This is a genomic window from Paucibacter sp. PLA-PC-4, from assembly GCF_026241155.1.
Classification (GTDB): Bacteria; Pseudomonadota; Gammaproteobacteria; order Burkholderiales; family Burkholderiaceae_C; genus Roseateles_E.
This window is the reverse complement of sequence record NZ_JAPFGP010000004.1, coordinates 277398-298031: the sequence shown is the minus strand read 5'-3', so window position 1 is coordinate 298031 and position 20634 is coordinate 277398. Positions and strand designations below refer to the sequence as shown.

Genomic DNA, 20634 nt, shown 5'->3' with positions numbered 1-20634 from the left:
GCTAGGATTGCAGATAGGCCAGCTCTTCCGCACTGAACCCGGCTGCATGGCGGGCTGACAGATTGAAGGGCGGGCGCAGCCGCGGCGCCTCGTACTGGCGGACCAGATCGGGATAGAGGGCCACCGGATCGAGGCCGCGCTCGCGGCACAGCTGGCGATACCAGCGGTTGCCGATCTCGACATGGCCGATCTCGTCGCGCAGGATGACGGACAGGATCTCGACTGCGCGGGTGTCACCCGCACGGGCCAGCTTGGCCTGCAGCGGTGGTGTGGCGTCCAGGCCGCGCGCCTCCAACGTGCGCGGTACCAGAGCCATGCGGGCCAGCACATCGCCGGCGGTGCGTTCGGCCATGGTCCACAGGCCGTCATGGGCGTCAAAGTCGCCATAGCGCCGGCCCAGGCCTTGCAGATGCTCGTGCAGCAGCGTGAAATGCAGCGCTTCCTCGGCCGCGACCTTGAGCCAGTCCAGATAGAACTCGCGCGGCATGCCGGCAAAGCGCCAGACCGCATCCAGCGCCAGATTGATCGCGTTGAACTCGATATGGGCGATCGCATGCAGCAGCGCGGCGCGGCCCTCTGTCGTGAAGGGGGAGCGTTTGGGCACCTGTAGCGTCGGCACCAGTCGTGGGTGCTCGGGGCGACCCGGCAGGCCGTCCGGCCGTACGAATGCCTGGGCTGTGTCGAGCGGCAGATCGCCCCGGGCGGCGTCGTAGAGCTCGCGTGCTGCTGTCGCTTTTTGCGCCGGATCGGCGATACACAAGACCTTCAGGGCGCGTCTACGGGCTTCCATTCTTACAATTATCGCTTTGTGCCCAGAGGAGACGAGCGATGGCCAAGTACGAGCTGGGCGAACACAAGCCCGATATTGCCGACTCGGCCTGGGTGGCTGACAGCGCCCAGGTGATAGGCCGGGTCACGCTGGCCGAGGACTGCAGCGTGTGGTTCAACGCCGTCTTGCGCGGCGACAGCGACTCACTGACCATAGGCCGGGGCACGAATATTCAGGACGGCTCGGTGCTGCATGCGGACACCGGCTTCCCACTACAGTTGGGCGAGAACGTCACGGTCGGCCACCAGGTCATGCTGCATGGCTGCACTGTGGGTGAGAACTCGCTGATTGGTATCGGGGCGATAGTGCTCAATGGCGCGAAGATCGGCAAGAACTCGCTGGTCGGTGCCGGCGCGCTGGTGACCGAGGGCAAGGAATTTCCGGACGGGGTGCTGATCGTCGGCAGCCCGGCCAAGGTGGTGCGTGAGCTCAGCCCGGCACAGATCGAAGGTTTAAAAGCCAGTGCCCGCCACTACATAGACAACTCCCGGCGCTATTCGACGGGTTTGAAAAAGATCAAGTAATGAGTGAATTGCATAAGTTTCTGTTCGAAGGCCTGCCTGTGCGCGGCATGCTGGTGCGACTGACCGGCAGCTGGCAAGAGGTGCTCAAGCGCCGCGAGACCGTCGGTGCCCATCCGCCCGAGCTGCGTTCGCTGCTGGGCGAGATGGCGGCTGCTGGCGTGCTGATGCAGTCGAACATCAAGTTCAATGGCGCCCTGGTGCTGCAGGTCTTCGGCGACGGCCCGGTCAAGCTGGCTGTGGCCGAGGTGCAGCCAGACCTGAGTTTCCGCGCCACAGCCAAGCTGGTCGGCGAGGTGCCCGAGGGAGCCAAGCTGGAGGCGATGCTGAATGTTCACGGCAAGGGACGCTGCGCGATCACGCTGGACCCCAAGGACAAGTTCCCCGGCCAGCAGCCCTACCAGGGTGTCGTGCCCCTGCATGGCGACCAGCGCGAGCCGCTGCAGCAACTCTCCGAGGTGCTGGAGCACTACATGCTGCAGTCCGAACAACTGGATACCAAGCTGGTGCTGGCGGCGAATGACCAAATCGCCGCCGGCCTGCTGATTCAGCGCCTGCCGGTGCAGGGCGAGGGCAATCTGGCCGGCGCGAAGAACGAGGACGATATCGGGCTGTCCGATGCCTACAACCGCATCAGCATCCTGGCCGCGACCCTGACCAGCGAGGAGCTATTGACCCTGGATGCCGACACGATCTTGCGCCGGCTGTTCTGGGAGGAAACGGTGCGCCGCTTCGAGCCGCAGACCCCGAGCTTTGCCTGCAGCTGCTCACGCGAGCGGGTAGGTTCGATGCTGAAAAGCCTGGGCCGCGAGGAGATCGACTCGGTCGTGGCCGAGCGCGGCCATGTCGAGGTCGGCTGCGAGTTCTGCGGCCTGCAGTATCACTACGACGCTGTGGATGTGGCCGAGCTCTTCACCGTCGGCCATCAGGCCCAGCCGAGCTCGGGCACCTTGCAGTAGGTCGACTCAGTTCAGGCGCTGGACCCGGTCGAGCGCGCTGGGGGTGATATTGGGCTGGGTGGTGAGATATCGCTCCAGCGCGTCCACGTCCATCACCCCGGTGCGAGCGTTCTTGCCCTCGGTCAACACGCGAAAGCCATCGCCGCCGCTGGCGATGAAACTGTTGACGGTGACGCGGTAGCCGGTCTGCGGATCCAGCGTCTGGCCATTGAGCTTGATGCTCTCGGCCGGCACGCGCGAGCCCAGCGGCTTCTTCGCATCCCAGCTGTAGCTGAATCCCTTGGAGACCTGCAGGAAGGCGCCGCGCACATCCTCGCTGCGCCATTGCTGCTCCAGCAGGCGGTGGATCTGCGCGCCGGTCAGCGTCATCGTGACCAGGTTGTTGTAGAAGGGCTGGACCGCAAAGGCGTCGGCATAAGTGACCTCGCCGCTGGCGCTTTTGTTCAGCGCGGCACGAACGCCGCCGGCGTTCATCAGCGCCATCACCGCGCCGCCCTCGTTGGCGCCGGCCGTCGCGGCCAACTGGGCGTCGGCGATCAGCTGGCCCATAGGCATCGCGCCGGCCGGGCTGGCCTCGCGCGAGATGCTGTCGCTGATGCGGCCAACGACGCGCTTGGCCAATGGCTCGGCCAGCTTCTCGTAGGCGGCGATCAGCTGGGTCTGGGCCGGGTCCTTGGCATAGCGCTCGGTGCGCACGATCACATTGTTGGCGCTGGCGCTGATAACGTCCCGGCTCTTCGGGTCGAGCTGCAGATCTATCTCGGTGACGATGGTGCCGTACTTGTCACCGCTGGTCACCAGGCGGCCGTCGATATTGCACTGGTAGGCGCGGTGGGTATGGCCGCTGACGACCAAGTCGACCGCCTTGTCCAGCTTCTTGACGATGTCTACGATGGGGCCCGAGATGCCTGGGCATTCGTTGTAGTCGCCGGTCGGGAAGCCGCCCTCGTGGATCAGCAGTGCGATCGCCTCGATGCCCTGTGCCCGCAGCTCGGGCACCAGCTTGTTGACGGTCTCGGCCTCGTCATCGAAGCGCAGCCCCGCCACTCCGCTGGGCGTGACGATCTCTGGCGTGCCCTTCAAGGTCAGGCCGATGAAGGCCATCGGCACGCCGTTGAAGCGCTTGACGTGATAGGCCGGCAGCACGGTCTTGCCGGTCTTGGTATCCCAGGTGCTGGCAGCCAGGTACTGGAACTTTGCGCCTTTGAACTGGGTCGGACCCTTGCAGCCATGCATCGGATGGCAGCCACCATATTGCTTGCGCAGCAACTCGGCGATGCCGCCGTCGAACTCGTGATTGCCTACGGCCGCGACTTCCAGCCCCATCAGGCTCAGCGATTCGATCGTCGGCTCGTCATAGAACAGCGCCGACAGCAGCGGGCTGCCGCCGATCAGGTCACCGGCGGCGACGAAGATGTGATTGGGGTTCTTTTGGATCAACTGCCGCGCCGCGGTGGCCAGGTGTTCGGCGCCGCCGGCCGGCACGGTGATGGTCTTGCTGGGGTCGGCCGGGTCCTTGATGCGGATGCCGCTGGTCGGCTTCAGATTGCCGTGGAAGTCATTGATCGCCAGCACCTTGACCGCCACCGGGCCACTGGGCGCCGGGCTCAGCATCGCGCAGCCCGACAAGGCCAGGGCTGAGGCCAGCAGGGTGAGGGCGGAACTCTTCATCATCAGGACACTCCGGGCAAACGTTTGCAAGCAGGTTGCGAGTGTCGATGGCCGAGCTTGGCATCGTCAAGTGTCGAAACCCGCAGAGCCTTCAGATTCCCGTCGTCGCGTACGCTGCAAGCTGGCGTGCTCGCACTCGGGCACATCGCAGTCGCGGCAGATCCAGGACTGCGAGGGCAGGGCGTCCTGGCGCGCCTGCAAGCGGGTGAACAGGCCTTGGCCGGCACTGAGCTGCCTGCTCAGCAATGGAGTCACCGCCGTCAGCGCGGCCTCCAGCCGGTCCTGGCCCTGGCCGGAAATGACGGCCCAATTCAGCCTTGACTGAATCAGCGCCTGGCGCAAGGCCGCGTCGACCGGGGCTTGCACATGGGCGCCGTCACGTTGCAGGCCGTCTGCCACCCAGGGCAGGTCCAGCGCGGTCAGCAAGGTCAGTGCGAAGCGGCGCTGTGCTTGAAGGGCGCCGGGCAGCAGGCTCTTGTCGTCGAACAGCAGCTGGCTGTAGACGGCCGTCATCAGCGGCGTGGTGTCGGCGACCACGACATCGTGATCGATGCGTGCCGCGTCGATCATCGCGAGCTGCGTGGCGGCAATCGCCGTCTGCTCATCGGCGCGCGGCGTGCGCCCGGCGCGCTCGCACCAGTGGCGCAGATGCTCGGAGACGAAAGTGCAGCGCAGGTCGGTATCGACCGCCAGCCTCAGGGCCAGCTCTTTGGCCAAGCGGCTCTTACCGGTGCTCTCGGCGCCGACGATGGCAATGCACAGGCCCGCCATCAGGCCGTGACGGCAGGCTGCAACTGGCGCTGCCAGGCACGCCAGCCGGCCACCGACATCGGGATGAAGACGGCATACAGCAGCACGGTCAGCCAGTAGCCCTTGTAGGCGAACAGGCTGACGCTGACCACATTGACCAGCACCCAGACGCTCCAGTTCTCCTGGTACTTGCGTCCCAGTAGATACTGGCCCAAGAGGCTGGCCACGGTCGGGAAGGCATCCCAGTAGGGCGCGGGGGAGTCGGTCTGGCGCTGCAGGAACAAGCCCAGCAGTGGCCAGGCCAGCAGCACGGCCAGCACCGCCAGCCAGCGCCCCCGAGGGCTCAGCAGGCGCACCCGCAAGTCCTGACCCCGCTCGTCCTTGCCGCGCAGCCATTGCCACCAGCCCCAGACCGCCAGGCTGGCGAAGACCAGTTGCAGGCTTGCCTCCCCGTACAGCTTGCCGCTCCAAAACAGCAGAAAGTAGAGCAGGGAGCTCAACAGAGCCAGCGGCCAGGCCAATACATGAACGCGCATATTGCACAGCACCATCCAGACCGCCAGCACAAAGGCCAGGATCTCGGTCCAGGTGATCGGGCTGCCGAAGGCCTCAAAGGCCGGGGCGAGCAGAGGTTGCAGCGGCTGCAGCATCGCATCGATCATGACGGAGTCATCTCAGCGCCGCAGCTGGACGAAGATCTCGTCGGGCTTGATCATGCCCAGCTCGAAGCGGGCCTTTTCCTCGACCATCTCCAGGCCCTCCCGCAGATCGCGCAGCTCGGCGTCGAGCTGCGCATTGCGCGCGCGGGCCTTGTCATTGGCCAGCTGCTGCTCAGCCAGCTCGGCCCGCAGCTGCACGACACGCGGCATGCCGCCCTTGCCGAACCAGAGCTGGGCCTGGATGGCCAGCAGAAAGCAGGCCAGGATGATGCTGAGAATTTTCACGCCCGCAGTCTAGCTGCTCGCGCGGTCAGCGCAGGTTGTAGAAGGCCGCGCGGCCGGGGTACACGGCCACATCGCCCAGGTCTTCTTCGATGCGCAGCAGCTGGTTGTACTTGGCCATGCGGTCCGAGCGGCTCAGCGAGCCTGTCTTGATCTGACCGGCGTTCAGGCCGACGGCGATGTCGGAGATGGTCGAGTCTTCCGTCTCGCCCGAGCGGTGCGAGATCACGGCGGTGTAGCCGGCGCGCTTGGCCATCTCGATCGCGGCGAAGGTCTCGGTCAGGGTGCCGATCTGGTTGATCTTGATCAGGATCGAGTTGGCGATGCCTTTGTCGATGCCTTCCTTCAGGATCTTGGTGTTGGTGACGAAGAGGTCGTCCCCGACGATCTGCACATTCTTGCCCAGGCGGTCGGTCAGGATCTTCCAGCCATCCCAGTCGCCCTCGGCCATACCGTCTTCGATCGAGATGATCGGGTATTTGTCGACCCAGGTGGCCAGCATGTCGGTCCATTCTTGCGAGGACAGCTGGATGCCGCCTTCGCCTTCGAGCACATACTTGCCGTCCTTGTAGAACTCGCTGGCGGCGCAGTCCAGGCCCAGCGCGATCTGCTCGCCTGCGGTGTAGCCGGCCTTGTCGATCGCTTCCAGAATCATCTGGATCGCAGCTTCATGATTCTCGACGTTAGGGGCGAAGCCGCCTTCGTCGCCAACCGCGGTGCTGATGTGCTTGTCGTGCAGGATCTTCTTGAGCGCGTGGAAGACTTCGGCACCCCAGCGCAACGCTTCTCGAAAGCTCGGTGCGCCGACCGGGATGATCATCAGCTCTTGCAGGTCGAGATTATTGTTGGCGTGCTCGCCGCCGTTGATGACGTTCATCATCGGCACGGGCAACTGGTTGCCGTTCATGCCGCCGAAATAGCGGTACAGCGGAAGGCCGGACTCCTCGGCGGCTGCACGGGCCACGGCCATCGAGACCGCCAGCATTGCGTTCGCACCCAGGCGGCTCTTGTTCTCGGTGCCGTCCAGATCGATCAGCGTGCGGTCCAGAAAGGCCTGCTCGGAGGCGTCCAGGCCCAGCACGGCCTCGGAGATTTCGGTGTTGATGTGCTCGACGGCCTTCAGCACGCCCTTACCCAGATAGCGGCTCTTGTCGCCGTCGCGCAGCTCGATAGCTTCGCGCGAACCGGTCGATGCACCCGAAGGCACGGCGGCGCGGCCCATCACGCCGGACTCAAGCAGCACATCGCACTCGACGGTGGGATTGCCGCGGCTGTCCAGAATCTCACGGCCGACGATGTCAACAATAGCGCTCATATTCTCGAGGTCTCCAGAAGGTCAAAAAATCTTTGGGCGGCGCGATGGTGCCGGATTTTCGTTACCAGCGCACAACAAGATGCCGGCTGTATGGGGGCTCAAACGCCTTCGATCAAGACCATGCGCATCACGGCCGCGCCCTGGCGCGCCGCGCGGGCTTGGCCATACTCAGGCGAGTCATTGAAGGCCCGGGCGGCTTCGACCGACGCAAACTTCAGCAGTACGACACGGCCGGGCGTCCAGTCGCCTTCCAGCACCTCGACCTTGCCACCGCGCACGCAGACTTCGGCGCCATGGGCTTGCATCGCGGCCGAGGAGAATTTCTTGTACTCCTCGTACTGCGCGGGGTTGGTGACCTGGACGTTGGCAAGGATGTAGGCAGAAGGCATTGCGATCAGCGGCTGAAGTCGTTCCGGTGAAGCGACTTCTCCTCAGCAGGAGAAGTCATTTTCTAGAAGGGGTTGGGTCTTGACCACGCGGTCCAGCGCAACGAGTTGCTCCAGCAGCGTTCGCATGTGTTGCAGCGGCACTGCGTTGGGCCCGTCGGACCAGGCCTCTGCCGGACGCGGATGGGTTTCCATGAAGAGACCGGCCACGCCCGCGCCTACGCCGGCGCGGGCCAGGACTGGCACCATTTCGCGGGCGCCGCCGCTGCTCGTGCCCTGACCACCGGGCTTTTGCACCGAGTGGGTCACGTCGAACACCACCGGCGCGCCGGATTTACGCATCTCGGCCAGGCTGCTCATATCGGCCACAAGGTTGTTGTAGCCGAAGCTCACGCCGCGCTCGCAGGCCAGGAAGCGGTCTTCCGACAGGCCAGCTTCGCGAGCCGCATCGCGCGCCTTGTCGATGACGTTCTTCATGTCCCAGGGCGCGAGGAACTGACCCTTCTTAATGTTCACCGGCTTGCCAGACTTGGCCACTGCGCGGATGAAGTCGGTCTGGCGGCACAGGAAGGCCGGGGTCTGCAGCACGTCGACCACTGCGGCTACATCGGCCACCTGCGCTTCGTCATGCACATCGGTCAGGATGGGTAGATGCAGTTGACGGCGCACCTCGTCCAGGATCTTCAGGCCTGCCTCCAGCCCCAAGCCGCGCTTGGTGCTGCCCGACGAGCGGTTGGCCTTGTCGAAGGAGCCCTTGTAGATCAGCGGGATGCCTAGGGCTGAGCAGGCCTCCTTGAGCCGGCCGGCCACTTCCATGCTCATCTCCAGGCCCTCGATCGAGCATGTGCCAGCGATCAGGAAGAAGGGACGGTCGATTCCGACCTCAAAATCGCACAGCTTCATGGCAGGTGTTCCTTCAGGCTTGTTTGTGTTCGAGCGCCGCCTTGATAAAGGCGGTGAACAGCGGGTGCCCGTCCCAGGGTGTGGACTTGAATTCCGGGTGGAATTGCACGCCGACATACCAGGGATGGACAGAACGCGGCAACTCGACCATCTCGGTCAGTTTCTCGCGCTGGGTGATGGCCGAGATCACCAGGCCGGCCTCTTGCAGGCGGTCTAGATAGTGCTCGTTGGCCTCATACCGATGGCGATGGCGCTCGGTGACCACCGGGCCGTAGATGTCATGGGCCAGGGTGCCGGGCTTGACGTCCGAGCTCTGCGCGCCCAGACGCATCGTGCCGCCCAGATCGCTCTTCTCATCGCGTTTCTGGATCGTGCCGTCGGCGTCCTGCCATTCGTCGATCAAGGCGATCACCGGGTTGGGAGTCTCGGGCTCGAACTCCGTCGAATTGGCGCCAGCCAGGCCGGCCATATGGCGGGCGTACTCGATGGTCGCGACCTGCATGCCCAAGCAGATACCCAGATAAGGCACCTTGTGCTCGCGGGCGTACTTGGCCGCCAGGATCTTGCCCTCGACGCCGCGCTTGCCGAAGCCACCCGGCACCAGGATGGCGTCGTACTGGCCGAGCTGATCGATGTTGTCGGGCGTCAGCAGCTCCGAGTCCACATACTCGATCTTCACGCCCGAATGGTTGTGGATGCCGGCGTGGCGCAGTGCCTCGTTGAGCGATTTGTAGGAGTCGCTCAGATCGGTGTACTTGCCGCACATGGCGATCGTGACATGTTTGGTCGGATGCTCAACCTCGTGCACCAGGGTGTCCCAGCGCTTGAGGTCGGCGGACTTCGTGTTGAGCTGCAGCTTGGTGCAAATCAGCTGGTCCAGACCCTGCTCGTGCAGCATGCGCGGCACCTTGTAGATGGTGTTCACGTCCCACATCGAGATCACACCGTACTCGGCCACATTGGTGAACAGCGAGATCTTCTCGCGCTCATCGTCCGGGATGCGGCGGTCGGCGCGGCACAGAAGCGCGTCCGGCTGGATGCCGATCTCGCGCAGCTTCTGCACCGTGTGCTGGGTCGGCTTGGTCTTGAGCTCACCGGCCGCGGCGATCCAGGGCACATAGGTCAGGTGCACGAACGCGACATTGTTCGGGCCTGCCTTCAGGCTCATCTGGCGAGCCGCTTCGAGGAAGGGCAGGGATTCGATATCGCCGACCGTGCCGCCGATCTCGACGATGGCCACATCGACGGCATCCGGCGTGCCCTGGCCGGCGCCGCGACGGATGAAATCCTGCATCTCATTGGTGATGTGGGGGATCACCTGGACGGTCTTGCCCAGGTAGTCGCCGCGGCGTTCCTTCTCCAGCACCGACATATAGATCTGGCCGGTGGTGAAGTTATTGCTCTTCCTCATCCGCGTGGTGATGAAGCGCTCGTAGTGGCCCAGGTCCAGATCGGTTTCGGCCCCGTCATCGGTGACGAAGACCTCGCCATGCTGGAAGGGCGACATAGTGCCCGGATCCACGTTGATGTAGGGATCGAGCTTGATCAGGGTGACCTTGAGGCCGCGCGATTCGAGGATGGCAGCCAGTGAGGCCGATGCGATGCCCTTGCCGAGTGAGGACACCACACCGCCTGTGACGAAGACGTACTTGGTCATGTCTTGCAGCGCCCGTGCAAGAACGCTGTGGTGGTAAAGCGTGATTATAGCGAGGCGGCTCGCGCTGCCCGGAGCTCGTCGAGCATTTGCAGTACCAAGGCGGCCGTGTCGTCGGGTCGCTCGAAGGGATAGAGGTGGCTGCCTTCCATCCAGCGGAAATGCTGGCGTGCCAGCGCCTTCGAGGCGGCGGCCCCAGCCTGGCGCAGTTCTTCAGACTGTGTGCCGGCGACAAAGCCGATCGGGCAGCGCGGCGGGTACCGGCGCAGCAGGGCTGGCAGATGATGAGGCAAGGTGTTGTAGATGCGGGTCTCGATCTCGCGCTGAAAGGTCAGCCGGGTCTTGTCTGCGTGCTCCTCGAAGCCGCTGGCCACATAGTCGGCCAGCACCCGCGGGTCCCAGCGGGCGAACTTGTGCTTGGCGGCGAAGTGCTCCTGCACCGCCGCCCGCGTCGGCCATTCATGGCGGCGGTGGCTGGAGATCTTGCCGGGCGAGATGCGGGGCATCAGCCGCGTCGCCTTGGCCATGCGCACGCTGTGGGCGCGCCAGCCGCTGACGACTGGACTGTCCAGCATCAGCAGGCCTTCGACCAGATCGGGCCGGCGGCAGGCCACCAGCAGACTCAGCATGCCGCCCAGCGAATGGCCGGCCAGCATGACCGGGCCGCTGGGTTTGATCTCGCGCTCGATGAAGTGAATCAGTTGATCGCGCAGATGCGGCCAGTTGCTTGTGACCGGGTAGGCCGGGTCATGGCCAATACGGGGCAGGGCATGGACATCCCAGCCGGCCGCGCGCCAGGCCTCGAACAGAACCCGGTAGCAGCCGGCGCCAAAGCCATTGGCGTGGGAGAAGACGAGCGTGCCTTGATTCATATGCAGCGAGTCTTTCGCCAAAAAACCAGGGTCTTGGGCGCGGCGGCGAGGGTCATGTCTTGCTGAGTTTCTTCAATCGGTACAGCGCGTCGAGCGCCTCGCGCGGGCTCAGTGCGTCGGGATCCAGATCTTGCAATGCCCGCAGGGCCGGGCTGGTCGCATCGGCGACAGCGGCAACAGGCTCGGGCGGTGTGGCGAACAGATCGATCTGCGCCTCGTCTTCGCAGGCCTTGGCCTCCAGTGCCTCGAGCGTGGCCCGCGCCTGGCGCACCAGGCTGGCGGGCATGCCGGCCAGCCGCGCCACCTGCACGCCGTAGCTGCGGCTGGCCGGGCCGGCTTGCAACTCGTGCAGAAAAACGATGTCGTCGCCGCTCTCGACCGCACCGACATGGCTGTTGAGCGCGCCGGCATGCTTGGCCGGGAACTCGGTCAGCTCGAAATAATGGGTCGCAAACAGCGTGAACGCGCGGCTCTTGTCATGCAGATGGCTGGCGATGGCGCCGGCCAGCGCCAGGCCGTCGAAGGTCGAGGTGCCGCGCCCGATCTCGTCCATCAGCACCAGCGACTGCTCGGTCGCGCTGTGCAGGATGGCGGCAGCCTCGGTCATCTCCAGCATGAAGGTAGATTGCGCATTGGCCAGATCGTCGGCCGCGCCGATGCGGGTGTGGATTGCGTCCATCGGTCCAAGTCGGCAGCTGGTGGCCGGCACATAGGAGCCTATGGCGGCCAGCAGGCTGATCAGGGCCACCTGGCGCATGAACGTGCTCTTGCCGCCCATATTCGGGCCGGTGATGATCAGCATGCGGGTGCGGGCGTCGAGTCGGCAGTCATTGGCCATGAACTCGCCGGCGCCGGTCTCACGCAGCCGCATCTCGACAACCGGATGCCGGCCGGCACCGATCTCGATGCAAGGCTGGCTGACGAACTCGGGCCGACACCAGCGCAGGCTGGCGGCCCGCTCGGCCAGTGCCGCCAGCGCGTCCAAGCTGGCCAGCGCCCGGCCCAGCGCGGTCAGCGGCTGCAGCTCCTCCACCAGATGGTCGATCACTGCCTCATAGAGCAGCTTCTCGCGCGCCAGCGAGCGCTCCTGGGCCGACAGCGCCTTGTCCTCGAAGGCCTTCAGCTCGGGCGTGATGTAGCGCTCGGCATTCTTCAAGGTCTGGCGGCGCTGGTAGTCCATCGGCACCTTGTCGATCTGGCCCTGGGTGACCTCGATATAGAAGCCATGCACCTTGTTGAACTGCACGCGCAGATTGGCGATGCCGGTACGGGCGCGCTCGCGCGCCTCCAGGTCCAGGAGGAAGGCGTCGCAGTTCTGGCTGATGCCACGCAGCTCGTCGAGTTCGGCGTCGAAGCCGGCGGCAATCACACCACCGTCGCGCAATAGCACGGCCGGCTCCTCGGCGATGGCGCGACTCAGCAGTTCTTGGATATGCGGCGAGGCGGCCAGCCCCTCGGCCAGTTGGTCGATCAGCGGCGCGCCGCTGGGCAAGGTCTGGGCCAGCTCAGGCAGTATCTGCAGGGTCGCGCGCAGGCCGGTCAGCTCGCGCGGACGCACCTGGCGCAGCGCGACGCGAGCGGCAATGCGCTCGACATCGCAGACATGGCGCATGGCTTCGCGCAGCGGCTCGGGGCTGGCCGCCAGCAGGCTGGCAATCGCCTGATGCCGGGCTAGCGCCTCGCCGCGCTCGCGCCGCGGGTGCAAGAGCCAGTGGCGCAGCGCGCGGCTGCCCATGCCTGTGCGGCAGCTGTCGAGCACCGACAGCAGGGTCGGCGAACTCTCGCCGCGCAAGGTCTGGGTCAGCTCCAGATTGCGCTGGGTGGCCGGTGGCAAGTCCAGCAGGTCGCTGCTGCGCTGCACCTGCAGGCTCTTCACATGGGCCAGCGCCCGACCCTGTGTGTGTTCGGCATAGCTCAGCAGCGCGGCCGCGGCGGCATGGGCCGTGTTCAGCGCCTGCGCATTGAAGCCTGCCAAGCTGGCCACGCCCAGTTGCTCGCAGAGCTTGCGCACGCCCAGCGCGGTGTCGAACTGCCAGCTCGGCCGGTTCGTGATCGGCAGCCGCGCAGCCAGTACGCCGGCGGGCTGGCGCTCGCGGTCCACCAGCACCTCGGCCGGGCTCATGCGGGCCAGCCAGGACGGCAGCTCGCGCTCACTGCATTCGGCCAGACCCAGCTCTCCCTTGGTAAGCGACAGCCAGGCCAAGCCCAAGCTCTTTCCTTGGGCGGCAACGGCCAGCAGGATGGAGTCCTGCTTGTCGGCCAGCAGCTCGGTGTCCGTGACCGTGCCTGGCGTGACCACGCGCACGACCTTGCGCTCGACGGGCCCCTTGGCCGTGGCCACATCGCCGACCTGCTCGGCAATTGCGACTGCCTCGCCCAGCTTGATCAGCTTGGCCAGATAGCTCTCCAGCGCGTTTACCGGCACCCCGGCCATCACGACTGGCTGGCCGGCGCTCTGGCCCCGCGTGGTCAGCGTGATGTCCAGCAGCGCATTGGCCTTGCGGGCGTCGTCGAAAAAGACCTCGTAGAAGTCGCCCATGCGGAAGAACACCAGCACATCGGGGTACTCGGCCTTGATGCGCAGGTATTGCGCCATCACCGGGGTGTGGGCCGAAAAGTCCTGAGGGGCGGCGACAGAAATCTGGCTCATGAGTAGGTGGTCTGGAAATGAACAAAGCCCTCGGGCGAGGGCTTTGCAGGGGCTCTGAGCGGGAGTTTAGGTCAGCTTCAGGCAGTGTCGCCCTCACTGCCCTTCTTGATGCGCACCGAGGCGCGCTTCTTCGGCGCGGCGGCGACATCGGCAGCCACGACATCGGCAGCGCTGGGCTTGGCTTCTGCGGCTTCCTCTTCAGCCTTGATCACGCGGCTGTAGGGCGCCAGGATGGGCACCAACTGGCCGTAAATCTTGGGGCTGCCAGCGAGCACTTCGCGCTGGTTCATGAAGTCGGACTCACCGGTGAAGTTGCCGATCAGGCCACCGGCCTCGGTGATGATCAGCGAGCCGGCGGCCACGTCCCAGGGGTTCAGACCGGTCTCGAAAAATGCGTCGTAATAGCCGGCGGCTACGTAGCAGAGGTCCAGCGCGGCCGCGCCCGGGCGGCGCAAGCCGGCGCACAAGGGCATGATCTCCTCAAACATCTTCAGATAGCGCTTGAAGTTGTCGCCACGGCGGAAGGGGAAGCCGGTGCCAATCAGCGCGTCGCTCATGCGGGTGCGCTTGGAGACGCGCAGGCGGCGGTCGTTGAGGAAGGCACCGCGGCCCTTGGTCGCGTAGAACAGGTCGTTGCGCGTCGGGTCGTAGACCACAGCCTGCTGCACCACGCCGCGATGTGCCAGCGCGATCGACACGCAGTACATCGGCAAGCCGTGGATGAAGTTGGTCGTGCCGTCCAGCGGATCGATGATCCAGACGAACTCGGAGTGCTTGGCGCCATGCTCGCGACCCGACTCCTCGGCCAGGATGCCGTGGTCGGGGTAGGCTTGCAGCAGGATCTCGATGATGGCGTTTTCCGCCGCCTGGTCCACCTCGGTCACGAAGTCATTGGGCGACTTGGTGTTGATCTTCAGGATGTCGAGGTCCAGGGACGCGCGGTTGATGATGGAACCTGCTGCGCGCGCCGCCTTGATGGCGACATTTAGCATGGGATGGAGAGCAACTTGCGTCATGCGTGGTGAACCTGCAAACGAATTGGGGGGTGGACTGGCGAAAGGAAAGAGCGTTGCGATACGAGGGGCGATGCCCTGGCCGCAGATAATCCGACATTTTAGCCGAGACCGGCAAGGGGCACCGTGGATTCCACACGATTCATCCTGATTGAGACCAGCCACCCGGGCAATGTGGGGGCCGCCGCCCGGGCAATGAAGGTGATGGGTTTCGCCGAGCTGGTGCTGGTGCGGCCGCGTTTTGCTGATGTCTTGTGCCAGGAGGACACGGTGGCGATGGCCAGCGGGGCGGCCGATATCTTGGCCCGGGCTCGCGTCGTCACGAGTCTGGAGGAGGCGCTGGACGGTGTCACCTTCGCCTGCGCCACCGCGATGACACCGCGCGATTTCGGCCCGCCGACGCGTGAGCCGCGTGCCCTGTTCGCCGAGCTGGCCCTGGCGCAGCACAAGATCGGCTTGGTGTTCGGCTCCGAGCGTTACGGCATGAGCAACGAGGACGTCTACCGCTGCCATGCGGTGCTATCGATCCCGACCCATCCCGACTACGGCTCGCTGAACCTGGCCCAGGCCGTGCAGCTGCTGGCCTATGACCTGCGCCAGGCGCTGGGCGGCTTCGCCGTGCAGGCACGCACGGCCGACCCCGAGCTGGCCGATGCCCAGGCTGTGCAGGGCCTGCTGAGCCATCTGCAGGCCTCGTTGGAGGCGATCGGCTTTCTGGACCCGGCTGCACCGCGCAAGCTGATGCCGCGGCTCAACCAGCTCTTCAACCGCGCGCAGCTGACCCGCGAGGAGGTCCATATCCTGCGCGGCATCGCGCGTCAGATGGTCAAGCCCCGCGCCAGCGAGGATTGAGCGCGGCCGCTAAACTGTTTGGCCACTTCTCCATGATTTCCAATGTTCCAGCGCCTTCGCGAAGACATCGCCTGCATTCTTGAGCGAGACCCCGCCGCCCGTTCGGCCTGGGAGGCGCTGACCTGTTATCCGGGTCTGCATGCGCTGGTGCTGCACCGCCGCGCCCACTGGTGCTGGACCCATGGCCTGAAATGGCTGGGGCGCTTCATCTCGCACTGCGGTCGCTTCCTGACCGGCATCGAGATCCATCCCGGCGCGACCATAGGCCGCAAGGTCTTCATCGACCATGGCATGGGGGTTGTGATCGGTGAGATGGCCGAGATCGGCGATGGCTGCACCATCTACCAGGGCGTGACCCTGGGCGGCACGGCCCTGATCAAGGGCGCAAAGCGCCACCCGACCCTAGAGGCCGGCGTCATCGTTGGCGCCAATGCCTGTGTGCTGGGCGGCTTCACAGTGGGGGCTGGTGCGCGCATCGGCTCGTTGGCCGTGGTCACGAAACCGGTGCCGCCGGGCGCCACTGCGGTGGGCAACCCGGCGCGCATCATTGAGGCCAAAGCAGATGCCGAGCGCGAGGCCCAGGCGGCCAGGATGGGATTCTCGGCCTATGGCGTAACGCAGAGCGACGACCCCTTGTCCCAGGCCCTGCGCGGGCTGATTGACAACGCCTCGGGCCAGGACCACCAGATCGCGCTGCTCTGGCAGGCCATCGAGACTCTTTCCAAGGTGCGCAGCTCAGACAAGGACTGTGTGCCCTCGGATGCGGCCCGTACCGAGTGTTTCGAGGCTGCCAAGCTCAATCAGCTGATCGGCAAGTAGGGCAGGCTCAGCCAGGCCATGCTTGACATGGCATGGACTTCGACAGGGGGGGGCGGCCGGTCCCCAGGGACTGGCTATATTCCCGTCTCAATGATGATGACCATGGTCGCCGTGTGCGTGGCCATGGGCCACTTCCTCGGCGCTGGCCGCGCGCACCGAGACCACCTTGACGGTGACCTTCAGGCTCATGCCGGCCAGTGGGTGGTTGCCGTCCAGGATCACGGTATCGCCCTTGATCTTGACGACGTTGAAGAGTTGAAACTCGCCCTCGGCCTCGCGCAGCTCCAATTGGCCGCCGACCTTGACGCCCGGCGGGAAGTCCTTCTTGGCGATGCTGCGCAACAGGCTCTCATCGCGCTCGCCGAAGGCAGTCTCGGGCGTCAGGTTCAGCGTGATCAGGAAGCCGGCCTCCTGTCCCATCAAGGCGTCTTCGACGGCCGGCAAGGTGTTGCCATAGCCGCCAATCAGGCAGGCCATGGGCTCCTTCGATTCCTCGATCAGCTTGCCTTTGGCATCCGCCACCTTCAGCTTCAAGGTGGCAATGGTGTCTTTCTGGATCTTCATGGGTTTGTCGGCTTCTTCAGCGCGGATTTCGGACGGAAGGCCTTGCAGACCTCGTCGCGGGTTTCGAGATAGGGGCCGCCGATCAGGTCGATGCAATAGGGCACGGCCGCAAAAATGCCGCTCGCGCCAGCATGGCCTGCCAGGGTCTCCGCGATGGCCTTAGGCTGGCCCGGCAGATTGATGATCAGGCTCTGGCCGCGTATCACCGCGACCTGGCGCGACAGGATGGCGGTGGGCACGAAATGCATTGAAATCTGGCGCATCTGCTCGCCAAAGCCCGGCATTTCGCGGTCTGCCACGTCCAGCGTGGCTTCCGGGGTTACATCGCGCAGGGCAGGGCCTGTGCCGCCAGTGGTCAGCACCAGATCGCACTTGGCCTCGTCGACCAGTTCACGCAAGGTCGCCGCAATCAACGGGCGCTCGTCAGGGATCAGGCGAGGCTCGAAGTGGATGGGGTTCAGCAGCGCGGCCGTGAGCCAGCCCTGCAGCGCCGGCAGGCCCTTATCTTCGTAGGCGCCGCTGGAGGCGCGGTCGCTGATCGAGACAATGCCGATGCGGACCGCCTGCTCACTCATCGGTCGGCTCCACGCGCAGTTGCTCGGTCTTGATCAACTGGAACAGCTCGCGGAAGGCGCGGCCACTGCGCTGCTCGGGTGCCGCAGCGGCATCCTTGCGAGCCGCGCGCACCAGGCTGCGCAGCTGCTGCACATCGACCTCGGGATGCTCGCTGACAAAGGCTTGCAATTCATCATCGCTGGCCAGCAGGCGTTCTCGCCAGCGCTCGCTCTGGTGAAGGGCCAGGCTGTCTTTGGCATGGCCCAGCTTGAAAGCGGCCACGGCCTCCTTGATCGGCTCGGGGTCGACCTTGCGCATCAGCTTGCCGATGTACTGCATCTGGCGGCGCCGGGCCTCGTGGGCGGTGATCTTCTTGGCGGCCTTGACGGCGTCGAGCAGGATTTCTGGCAGGCCCAGCGGGGCGACGCGGTCGGCCGGCAGGGTCAGCAAATCCTCGCCCAGCGACTGGAGCTCATGGGAGTCCTTCTTCTTCTGGGTCTTGCTGGGACGGTCGTAGAAGTCGTCGTCGTCCGGAATGTTCTCTTCTTGGGGGTAGGTCATAAGGCTCTCTGATCAGGCGGGCAGCGCCGGCGCCCGTATGATTGTCGCCCACAACCGATCTCCCGCGCCCCGCCCCTCCATGCCCAAGTCCACCCCCGCCCCCGTCCCCACCGCCGAAGCCGGCTTCGCCTACAGCCAGGAACGATTCCGCGAGCTGGTCGACGAGGTGCTGGCCGAAGCCAAGCGCCTGGGCGCCAGCGACGCCGGCGCCGAGGTTTCCGAGGGCTGCGGCCTGTCGGTCTCGGTGCGCAAGGGCGAGCTGGAGAATGTTGAGCGCAATCGTGACAAGTCGCTGGGCATTTCGGTCTATGTGGGCCAGCGCCGCGGCAACGCCAGTACCTCGGACTTCTCGGCCAAGGCGCTGCAGGACACCGTGCGCGCGGCCTTCGACATTGCCCGCTTTACTGCCGAAGACCCGGTGGCCGGCCTGCCCGACGAGCAAGACCTGTCCCTCGACGCCACAGCTCGCCCCGAGCTGGACCTGTTTCACCCTTGGGCCATCGATGCCGAGGGCGCGGCCGCGCTGGCGATGCGCTGCGAGGCCGCCGCGCTGAGTACCGACAAGCGCATCACCAATTCCGAAGGCGCGGCCGTGTCGGCCCAGCAGTCGCACTTCTTCTCCGGTAACAGCCGGGGATTCCGCGGTGGCTACGCCAGCTCGCGGCACTCGCTCTCGGTCGCGCCGATTGCCGGTCGCGGCGCCGGCATGCAGCGCGACTCCTGGTACAGCTCGATGCGCGATGCCGCCGAGTTGGCCGCGCCGGAGGCCGTGGGGCGTTATGCCGCCGAGCGCGCGCTATCGCGCCTGAAGTCGCGCAAGGTGAAGACCGCCGAAGTGCCGGTGCTGTTCGAGAGCACGGTCGCGGCCGGTCTGCTGGGCGCGCTGGTGCAGGCGACCAGTGGCGGCGCGTTGTATCGCAAGGCCAGCTTCCTGCTCGACAGTCTGGGCAAGCCGGTGCTGGCCGAGCACCTGGACATCAGCGAGGATCCGCATGAGTTGAAGGGCAAGGGCAGCTCGCCGTTCGACGACGAGGGCGTGATCACGCGGCCGCGTCAGGTCGTCGAGGCCGGCGTGCTGCAGGGCTATTTCCTGTCCACTTATTCAGCGCGCAAGCTGGGCCTGCGCACCACCGGCCATGCCGGCGGTTCGCACAATCTGCGATTGACGAGTCGCTGGACCGCGCCGGGCGATGACCTGAAGACCATGCTGCGCCGTATGGGCCGGGGCCTGTTTGTGACCGAGCTGATGGGGCAGGGCGTCAACTACGTGACCGGCGACTACTCGCGCGGCGCCAGCGGCTACTGGGTCGAGAACGGCGAGATTGCCTACCCCGTGCATGAGGTGACGATTGCCGGCCACCTGCCCGAGATGTTCCGACAGATCGTCGGTGTCGGTACCGATGCCTACACTGTCGGCAGCAAAACCATTGGCTCGGTGCTCATCGCCCGGATGAAGCTGGCGGGCAGTTGAGGAAGGTTGTGCGCTGAGCGCGCATCTGGTGTCACGAGCACGCACGGCGTCAGCTTTCTGAAAGCCGCGCCGTGGTGCAATGATCAGTTGCATTGCAGCGCTCACGGGGTGCTGCCGGGCATCGGGGACAAGACCGGCCGTAGGCCGAGACTGCCGCTATAAAACAGTCGGCGCAATGGCTGCGCCCACCACTGAGGAGTTCAAGATGGAACGTCGTTCCTTTGTCAAGCAGGCCGGTCTGGCCGGTGTGTTGGCGGCGGGCACTGCGCCCGCTTTCGTGCAAGCGCAGGCGAATATTCGCTGGCGCCTGGCATCCAGCTTCCCGAAATCGCTAGACACTATTTACGGCGGTGCCGAGGTGTTTGCCAAGCAGGTCAGCGACATGACCGGCGGCAAGTTCCAAATCTCGGTGCATTCGGGTGGTGAGCTGATGCCGGCCTTCGGTGTGGTCGACGGCGTGCAGAACGGCACGGTCGAGATGGCGCATACGGTGCCCTACTATTTCTTCGGCAAGGACGAGACCTTCGCCATCGGCGGTGCGATCCCCTTCGGCCTCAATTCGCGCCAGATGACGGCATGGATGTATGAGGGTAATGGTCTGAAGCTGATGCGCGAGTTTTATCGCAACTACAACATCATCAACTTCCCGGGCGGCAACACCGGTGCGCAGATGGCCGGCTGGTACCGCAAGGAGATCAAGTCCACCGCCGATCTGAAGGGCCTGAAGTTCCGTGTCGGCGGCTTCGCCGGCAAGGTGATCGAGCGCATGGGTGGGGTGCCGCAGAACATCCCCGGCGGCGAGCTGTACCAGGCGCTGGAGAAGGGCACGATCGATGCGGCCGAGTGGGTCGGCCCTTACGACGACCAGAAGCTGGGCTTCCACAAGGTGGCGCCGTTTTATTACTACCCTGGCTGGTGGGAGGGCGGTCCGCAGATCGACTTCTTCATCAACAACAAGGCATACGACGCGCTGTCGCCCGAGTACAAGGCCATCATAGAGGCGGCCTCCTCGCACGCCCATGTGGACATGCAGGCCAAGTACGACGGCCGCAACCCGGGCGCGCTGCGCCAACTGGTGGCCGCCGGTACCAAGTTGCAGCGCTTCCCGAAGGACGTGCTGGACCTGGCCTTCAAGGAATCGATGGCGCTTTACAGCGATCTGTCGGCCAAGAATCCGAACTGGAAAAAGGTCTACACCGACTACGCCAATTTCCGCCGCGAGCAGACCCTGTGGTTCCGCTTTGCCGAATCCGGCTTCGACGACTTCATGCAGGCACAGAAGCTCTGACGCTGACCCCGCATGGCTCTACGGCCCCGCCTTGTGCGGGGTTTTTTTTCGTCCCTGTTG

21 protein-coding genes are annotated in these 20634 nt (G+C 65.1%); 6 read left to right on the top strand and 15 right to left on the bottom strand.

Translation table 11 applies throughout. The annotated features are described in order from the left end of the window. Window position 1: 1 nt before the first annotated feature. A complete protein-coding gene (locus tag OOZ63_RS08530; RefSeq protein ID WP_266005000.1) occupies window positions 2-790 on the bottom strand; it encodes a ferritin-like domain-containing protein in 789 nt (262 codons plus the stop codon). A 38-nt stretch (window positions 791-828) separates the two neighbouring features. On the opposite strand from OOZ63_RS08530, the gene OOZ63_RS08525 reads away from it, so the two are divergent. Together OOZ63_RS08525 and OOZ63_RS08520 are read left to right on the top strand one after the other, a co-directional pair. After that, window positions 829-1353 (top strand): gamma carbonic anhydrase family protein, encoded by a 525-nt coding sequence (locus OOZ63_RS08525; RefSeq protein WP_266004999.1) that lies wholly within the window; start codon window positions 829-831, stop codon window positions 1351-1353. Beyond that, a complete protein-coding gene (locus tag OOZ63_RS08520) occupies window positions 1353-2309 on the top strand; it encodes an Hsp33 family molecular chaperone HslO (protein WP_137945015.1) in 957 nt (318 codons plus the stop codon). Before OOZ63_RS08525 ends, OOZ63_RS08520 begins: the two co-directional genes overlap by 1 nt. Window positions 2310-2315: 6 nt before the next feature. Here the strand turns inward: OOZ63_RS08520 and OOZ63_RS08515 are convergent, their stop codons facing one another. The 11 genes from OOZ63_RS08515 to OOZ63_RS08465 all read right to left on the bottom strand — a co-directional run bounded on the left by OOZ63_RS08515 (window position 2316) and on the right by OOZ63_RS08465 (window position 14467). Then, complete coding sequence (locus OOZ63_RS08515; protein ID WP_266004998.1) at window positions 2316-3983, bottom strand: bifunctional metallophosphatase/5'-nucleotidase; 1668 nt, start codon at window positions 3981-3983, stop codon at window positions 2316-2318. Between the two features lie 63 nt (window positions 3984-4046). Then, a complete protein-coding gene (locus OOZ63_RS08510; RefSeq protein ID WP_266004997.1) occupies window positions 4047-4751 on the bottom strand; it encodes an AAA family ATPase in 705 nt (234 codons plus the stop codon). Continuing rightward, window positions 4751-5392, bottom strand: coding sequence for a nicotinamide riboside transporter PnuC (pnuC, locus tag OOZ63_RS08505; RefSeq protein WP_266004996.1), 642 nt, complete (start codon window positions 5390-5392; stop codon window positions 4751-4753). Before pnuC ends, OOZ63_RS08510 begins: the two co-directional genes overlap by 1 nt. A 12-nt stretch (window positions 5393-5404) precedes the next feature. Next, window positions 5405-5674: a cell division protein FtsB gene (gene ftsB, locus OOZ63_RS08500; RefSeq protein ID WP_266004995.1), complete on the bottom strand. Its 270-nt coding sequence runs from the start codon at window positions 5672-5674 to the stop codon at window positions 5405-5407. Between the two features lie 25 nt (window positions 5675-5699). After that, on the bottom strand, window positions 5700-6986 hold the full coding sequence (eno, locus tag OOZ63_RS08495; RefSeq protein ID WP_266004994.1) for a phosphopyruvate hydratase: 1287 nt from the start codon (window positions 6984-6986) through the stop codon (window positions 5700-5702). A 98-nt stretch (window positions 6987-7084) separates the two neighbouring features. Beyond that, window positions 7085-7375: a DUF1330 domain-containing protein gene (locus tag OOZ63_RS08490; RefSeq protein ID WP_266004993.1), complete on the bottom strand. Its 291-nt coding sequence runs from the start codon at window positions 7373-7375 to the stop codon at window positions 7085-7087. Between the two features lie 42 nt (window positions 7376-7417). Further along, window positions 7418-8275 carry a 3-deoxy-8-phosphooctulonate synthase gene (gene kdsA, locus OOZ63_RS08485; RefSeq protein WP_266004992.1) on the bottom strand — a complete coding sequence of 286 codons (858 nt, stop codon included), beginning with the start codon at window positions 8273-8275 and terminating at the stop codon, window positions 7418-7420. A gap of 13 nt (window positions 8276-8288) precedes the next feature. After that, complete coding sequence (locus tag OOZ63_RS08480; RefSeq protein ID WP_266004991.1) at window positions 8289-9932, bottom strand: CTP synthase; 1644 nt, start codon at window positions 9930-9932, stop codon at window positions 8289-8291. Window positions 9933-9976: 44 nt separating this feature from the next. Next, a complete protein-coding gene (locus OOZ63_RS08475; RefSeq protein WP_266004990.1) occupies window positions 9977-10801 on the bottom strand; it encodes an alpha/beta hydrolase in 825 nt (274 codons plus the stop codon). Between the two features lie 52 nt (window positions 10802-10853). Beyond that, entirely contained in the window at window positions 10854-13451 is a 2598-nt protein-coding gene (gene mutS, locus OOZ63_RS08470) for a DNA mismatch repair protein MutS (RefSeq protein WP_266004989.1), read from the bottom strand. A gap of 77 nt (window positions 13452-13528) precedes the next feature. After that, the gene (locus tag OOZ63_RS08465) at window positions 13529-14467 is read right to left on the bottom strand and encodes an inositol monophosphatase family protein (protein WP_266004988.1); all 939 of its coding nucleotides are present in this window, start codon (window positions 14465-14467) and stop codon (window positions 13529-13531) included. Window positions 14468-14590: 123 nt separating this feature from the next. Here OOZ63_RS08465 and OOZ63_RS08460 point away from each other — a divergent pair, with 123 nt between their 5' ends. Both OOZ63_RS08460 and cysE read left to right on the top strand, forming a co-directional pair. Beyond that, entirely contained in the window at window positions 14591-15316 is a 726-nt protein-coding gene (locus OOZ63_RS08460; RefSeq protein ID WP_266004986.1) for an RNA methyltransferase, read from the top strand. Window positions 15317-15358: 42 nt separating this feature from the next. Further along, entirely contained in the window at window positions 15359-16135 is a 777-nt protein-coding gene (cysE, locus tag OOZ63_RS08455; RefSeq protein WP_266004985.1) for a serine O-acetyltransferase, read from the top strand. An 87-nt stretch (window positions 16136-16222) separates the two neighbouring features. Here the strand turns inward: cysE and OOZ63_RS08450 are convergent, their stop codons facing one another. The 3 genes from OOZ63_RS08450 to yjgA are packed head-to-tail and all read right to left on the bottom strand — an operon-like array spanning window position 16223 to window position 17815. Next, entirely contained in the window at window positions 16223-16699 is a 477-nt protein-coding gene (locus OOZ63_RS08450; RefSeq protein ID WP_266004984.1) for an FKBP-type peptidyl-prolyl cis-trans isomerase, read from the bottom strand. After that, window positions 16696-17274, bottom strand: a complete 579-nt coding sequence (gene mog / locus OOZ63_RS08445) for a molybdopterin adenylyltransferase (protein WP_266004983.1) — start codon at window positions 17272-17274, stop codon at window positions 16696-16698. Before mog ends, OOZ63_RS08450 begins: the two co-directional genes overlap by 4 nt. Beyond that, complete coding sequence (gene yjgA / locus OOZ63_RS08440) at window positions 17267-17815, bottom strand: ribosome biogenesis factor YjgA (protein WP_266004982.1); 549 nt, start codon at window positions 17813-17815, stop codon at window positions 17267-17269. The genes mog and yjgA overlap by 8 nt, the downstream gene beginning before the upstream one ends. A gap of 79 nt (window positions 17816-17894) precedes the next feature. On the opposite strand from yjgA, the gene pmbA reads away from it, so the two are divergent. Both pmbA and OOZ63_RS08430 read left to right on the top strand, forming a co-directional pair. Next, window positions 17895-19286: a metalloprotease PmbA gene (pmbA, locus tag OOZ63_RS08435; protein ID WP_266004981.1), complete on the top strand. Its 1392-nt coding sequence runs from the start codon at window positions 17895-17897 to the stop codon at window positions 19284-19286. A gap of 205 nt (window positions 19287-19491) precedes the next feature. Beyond that, window positions 19492-20574, top strand: a complete 1083-nt coding sequence (locus tag OOZ63_RS08430; RefSeq protein ID WP_266004980.1) for a TRAP transporter substrate-binding protein — start codon at window positions 19492-19494, stop codon at window positions 20572-20574. The last annotated feature ends 60 nt before the right edge of the window (window positions 20575-20634 follow it).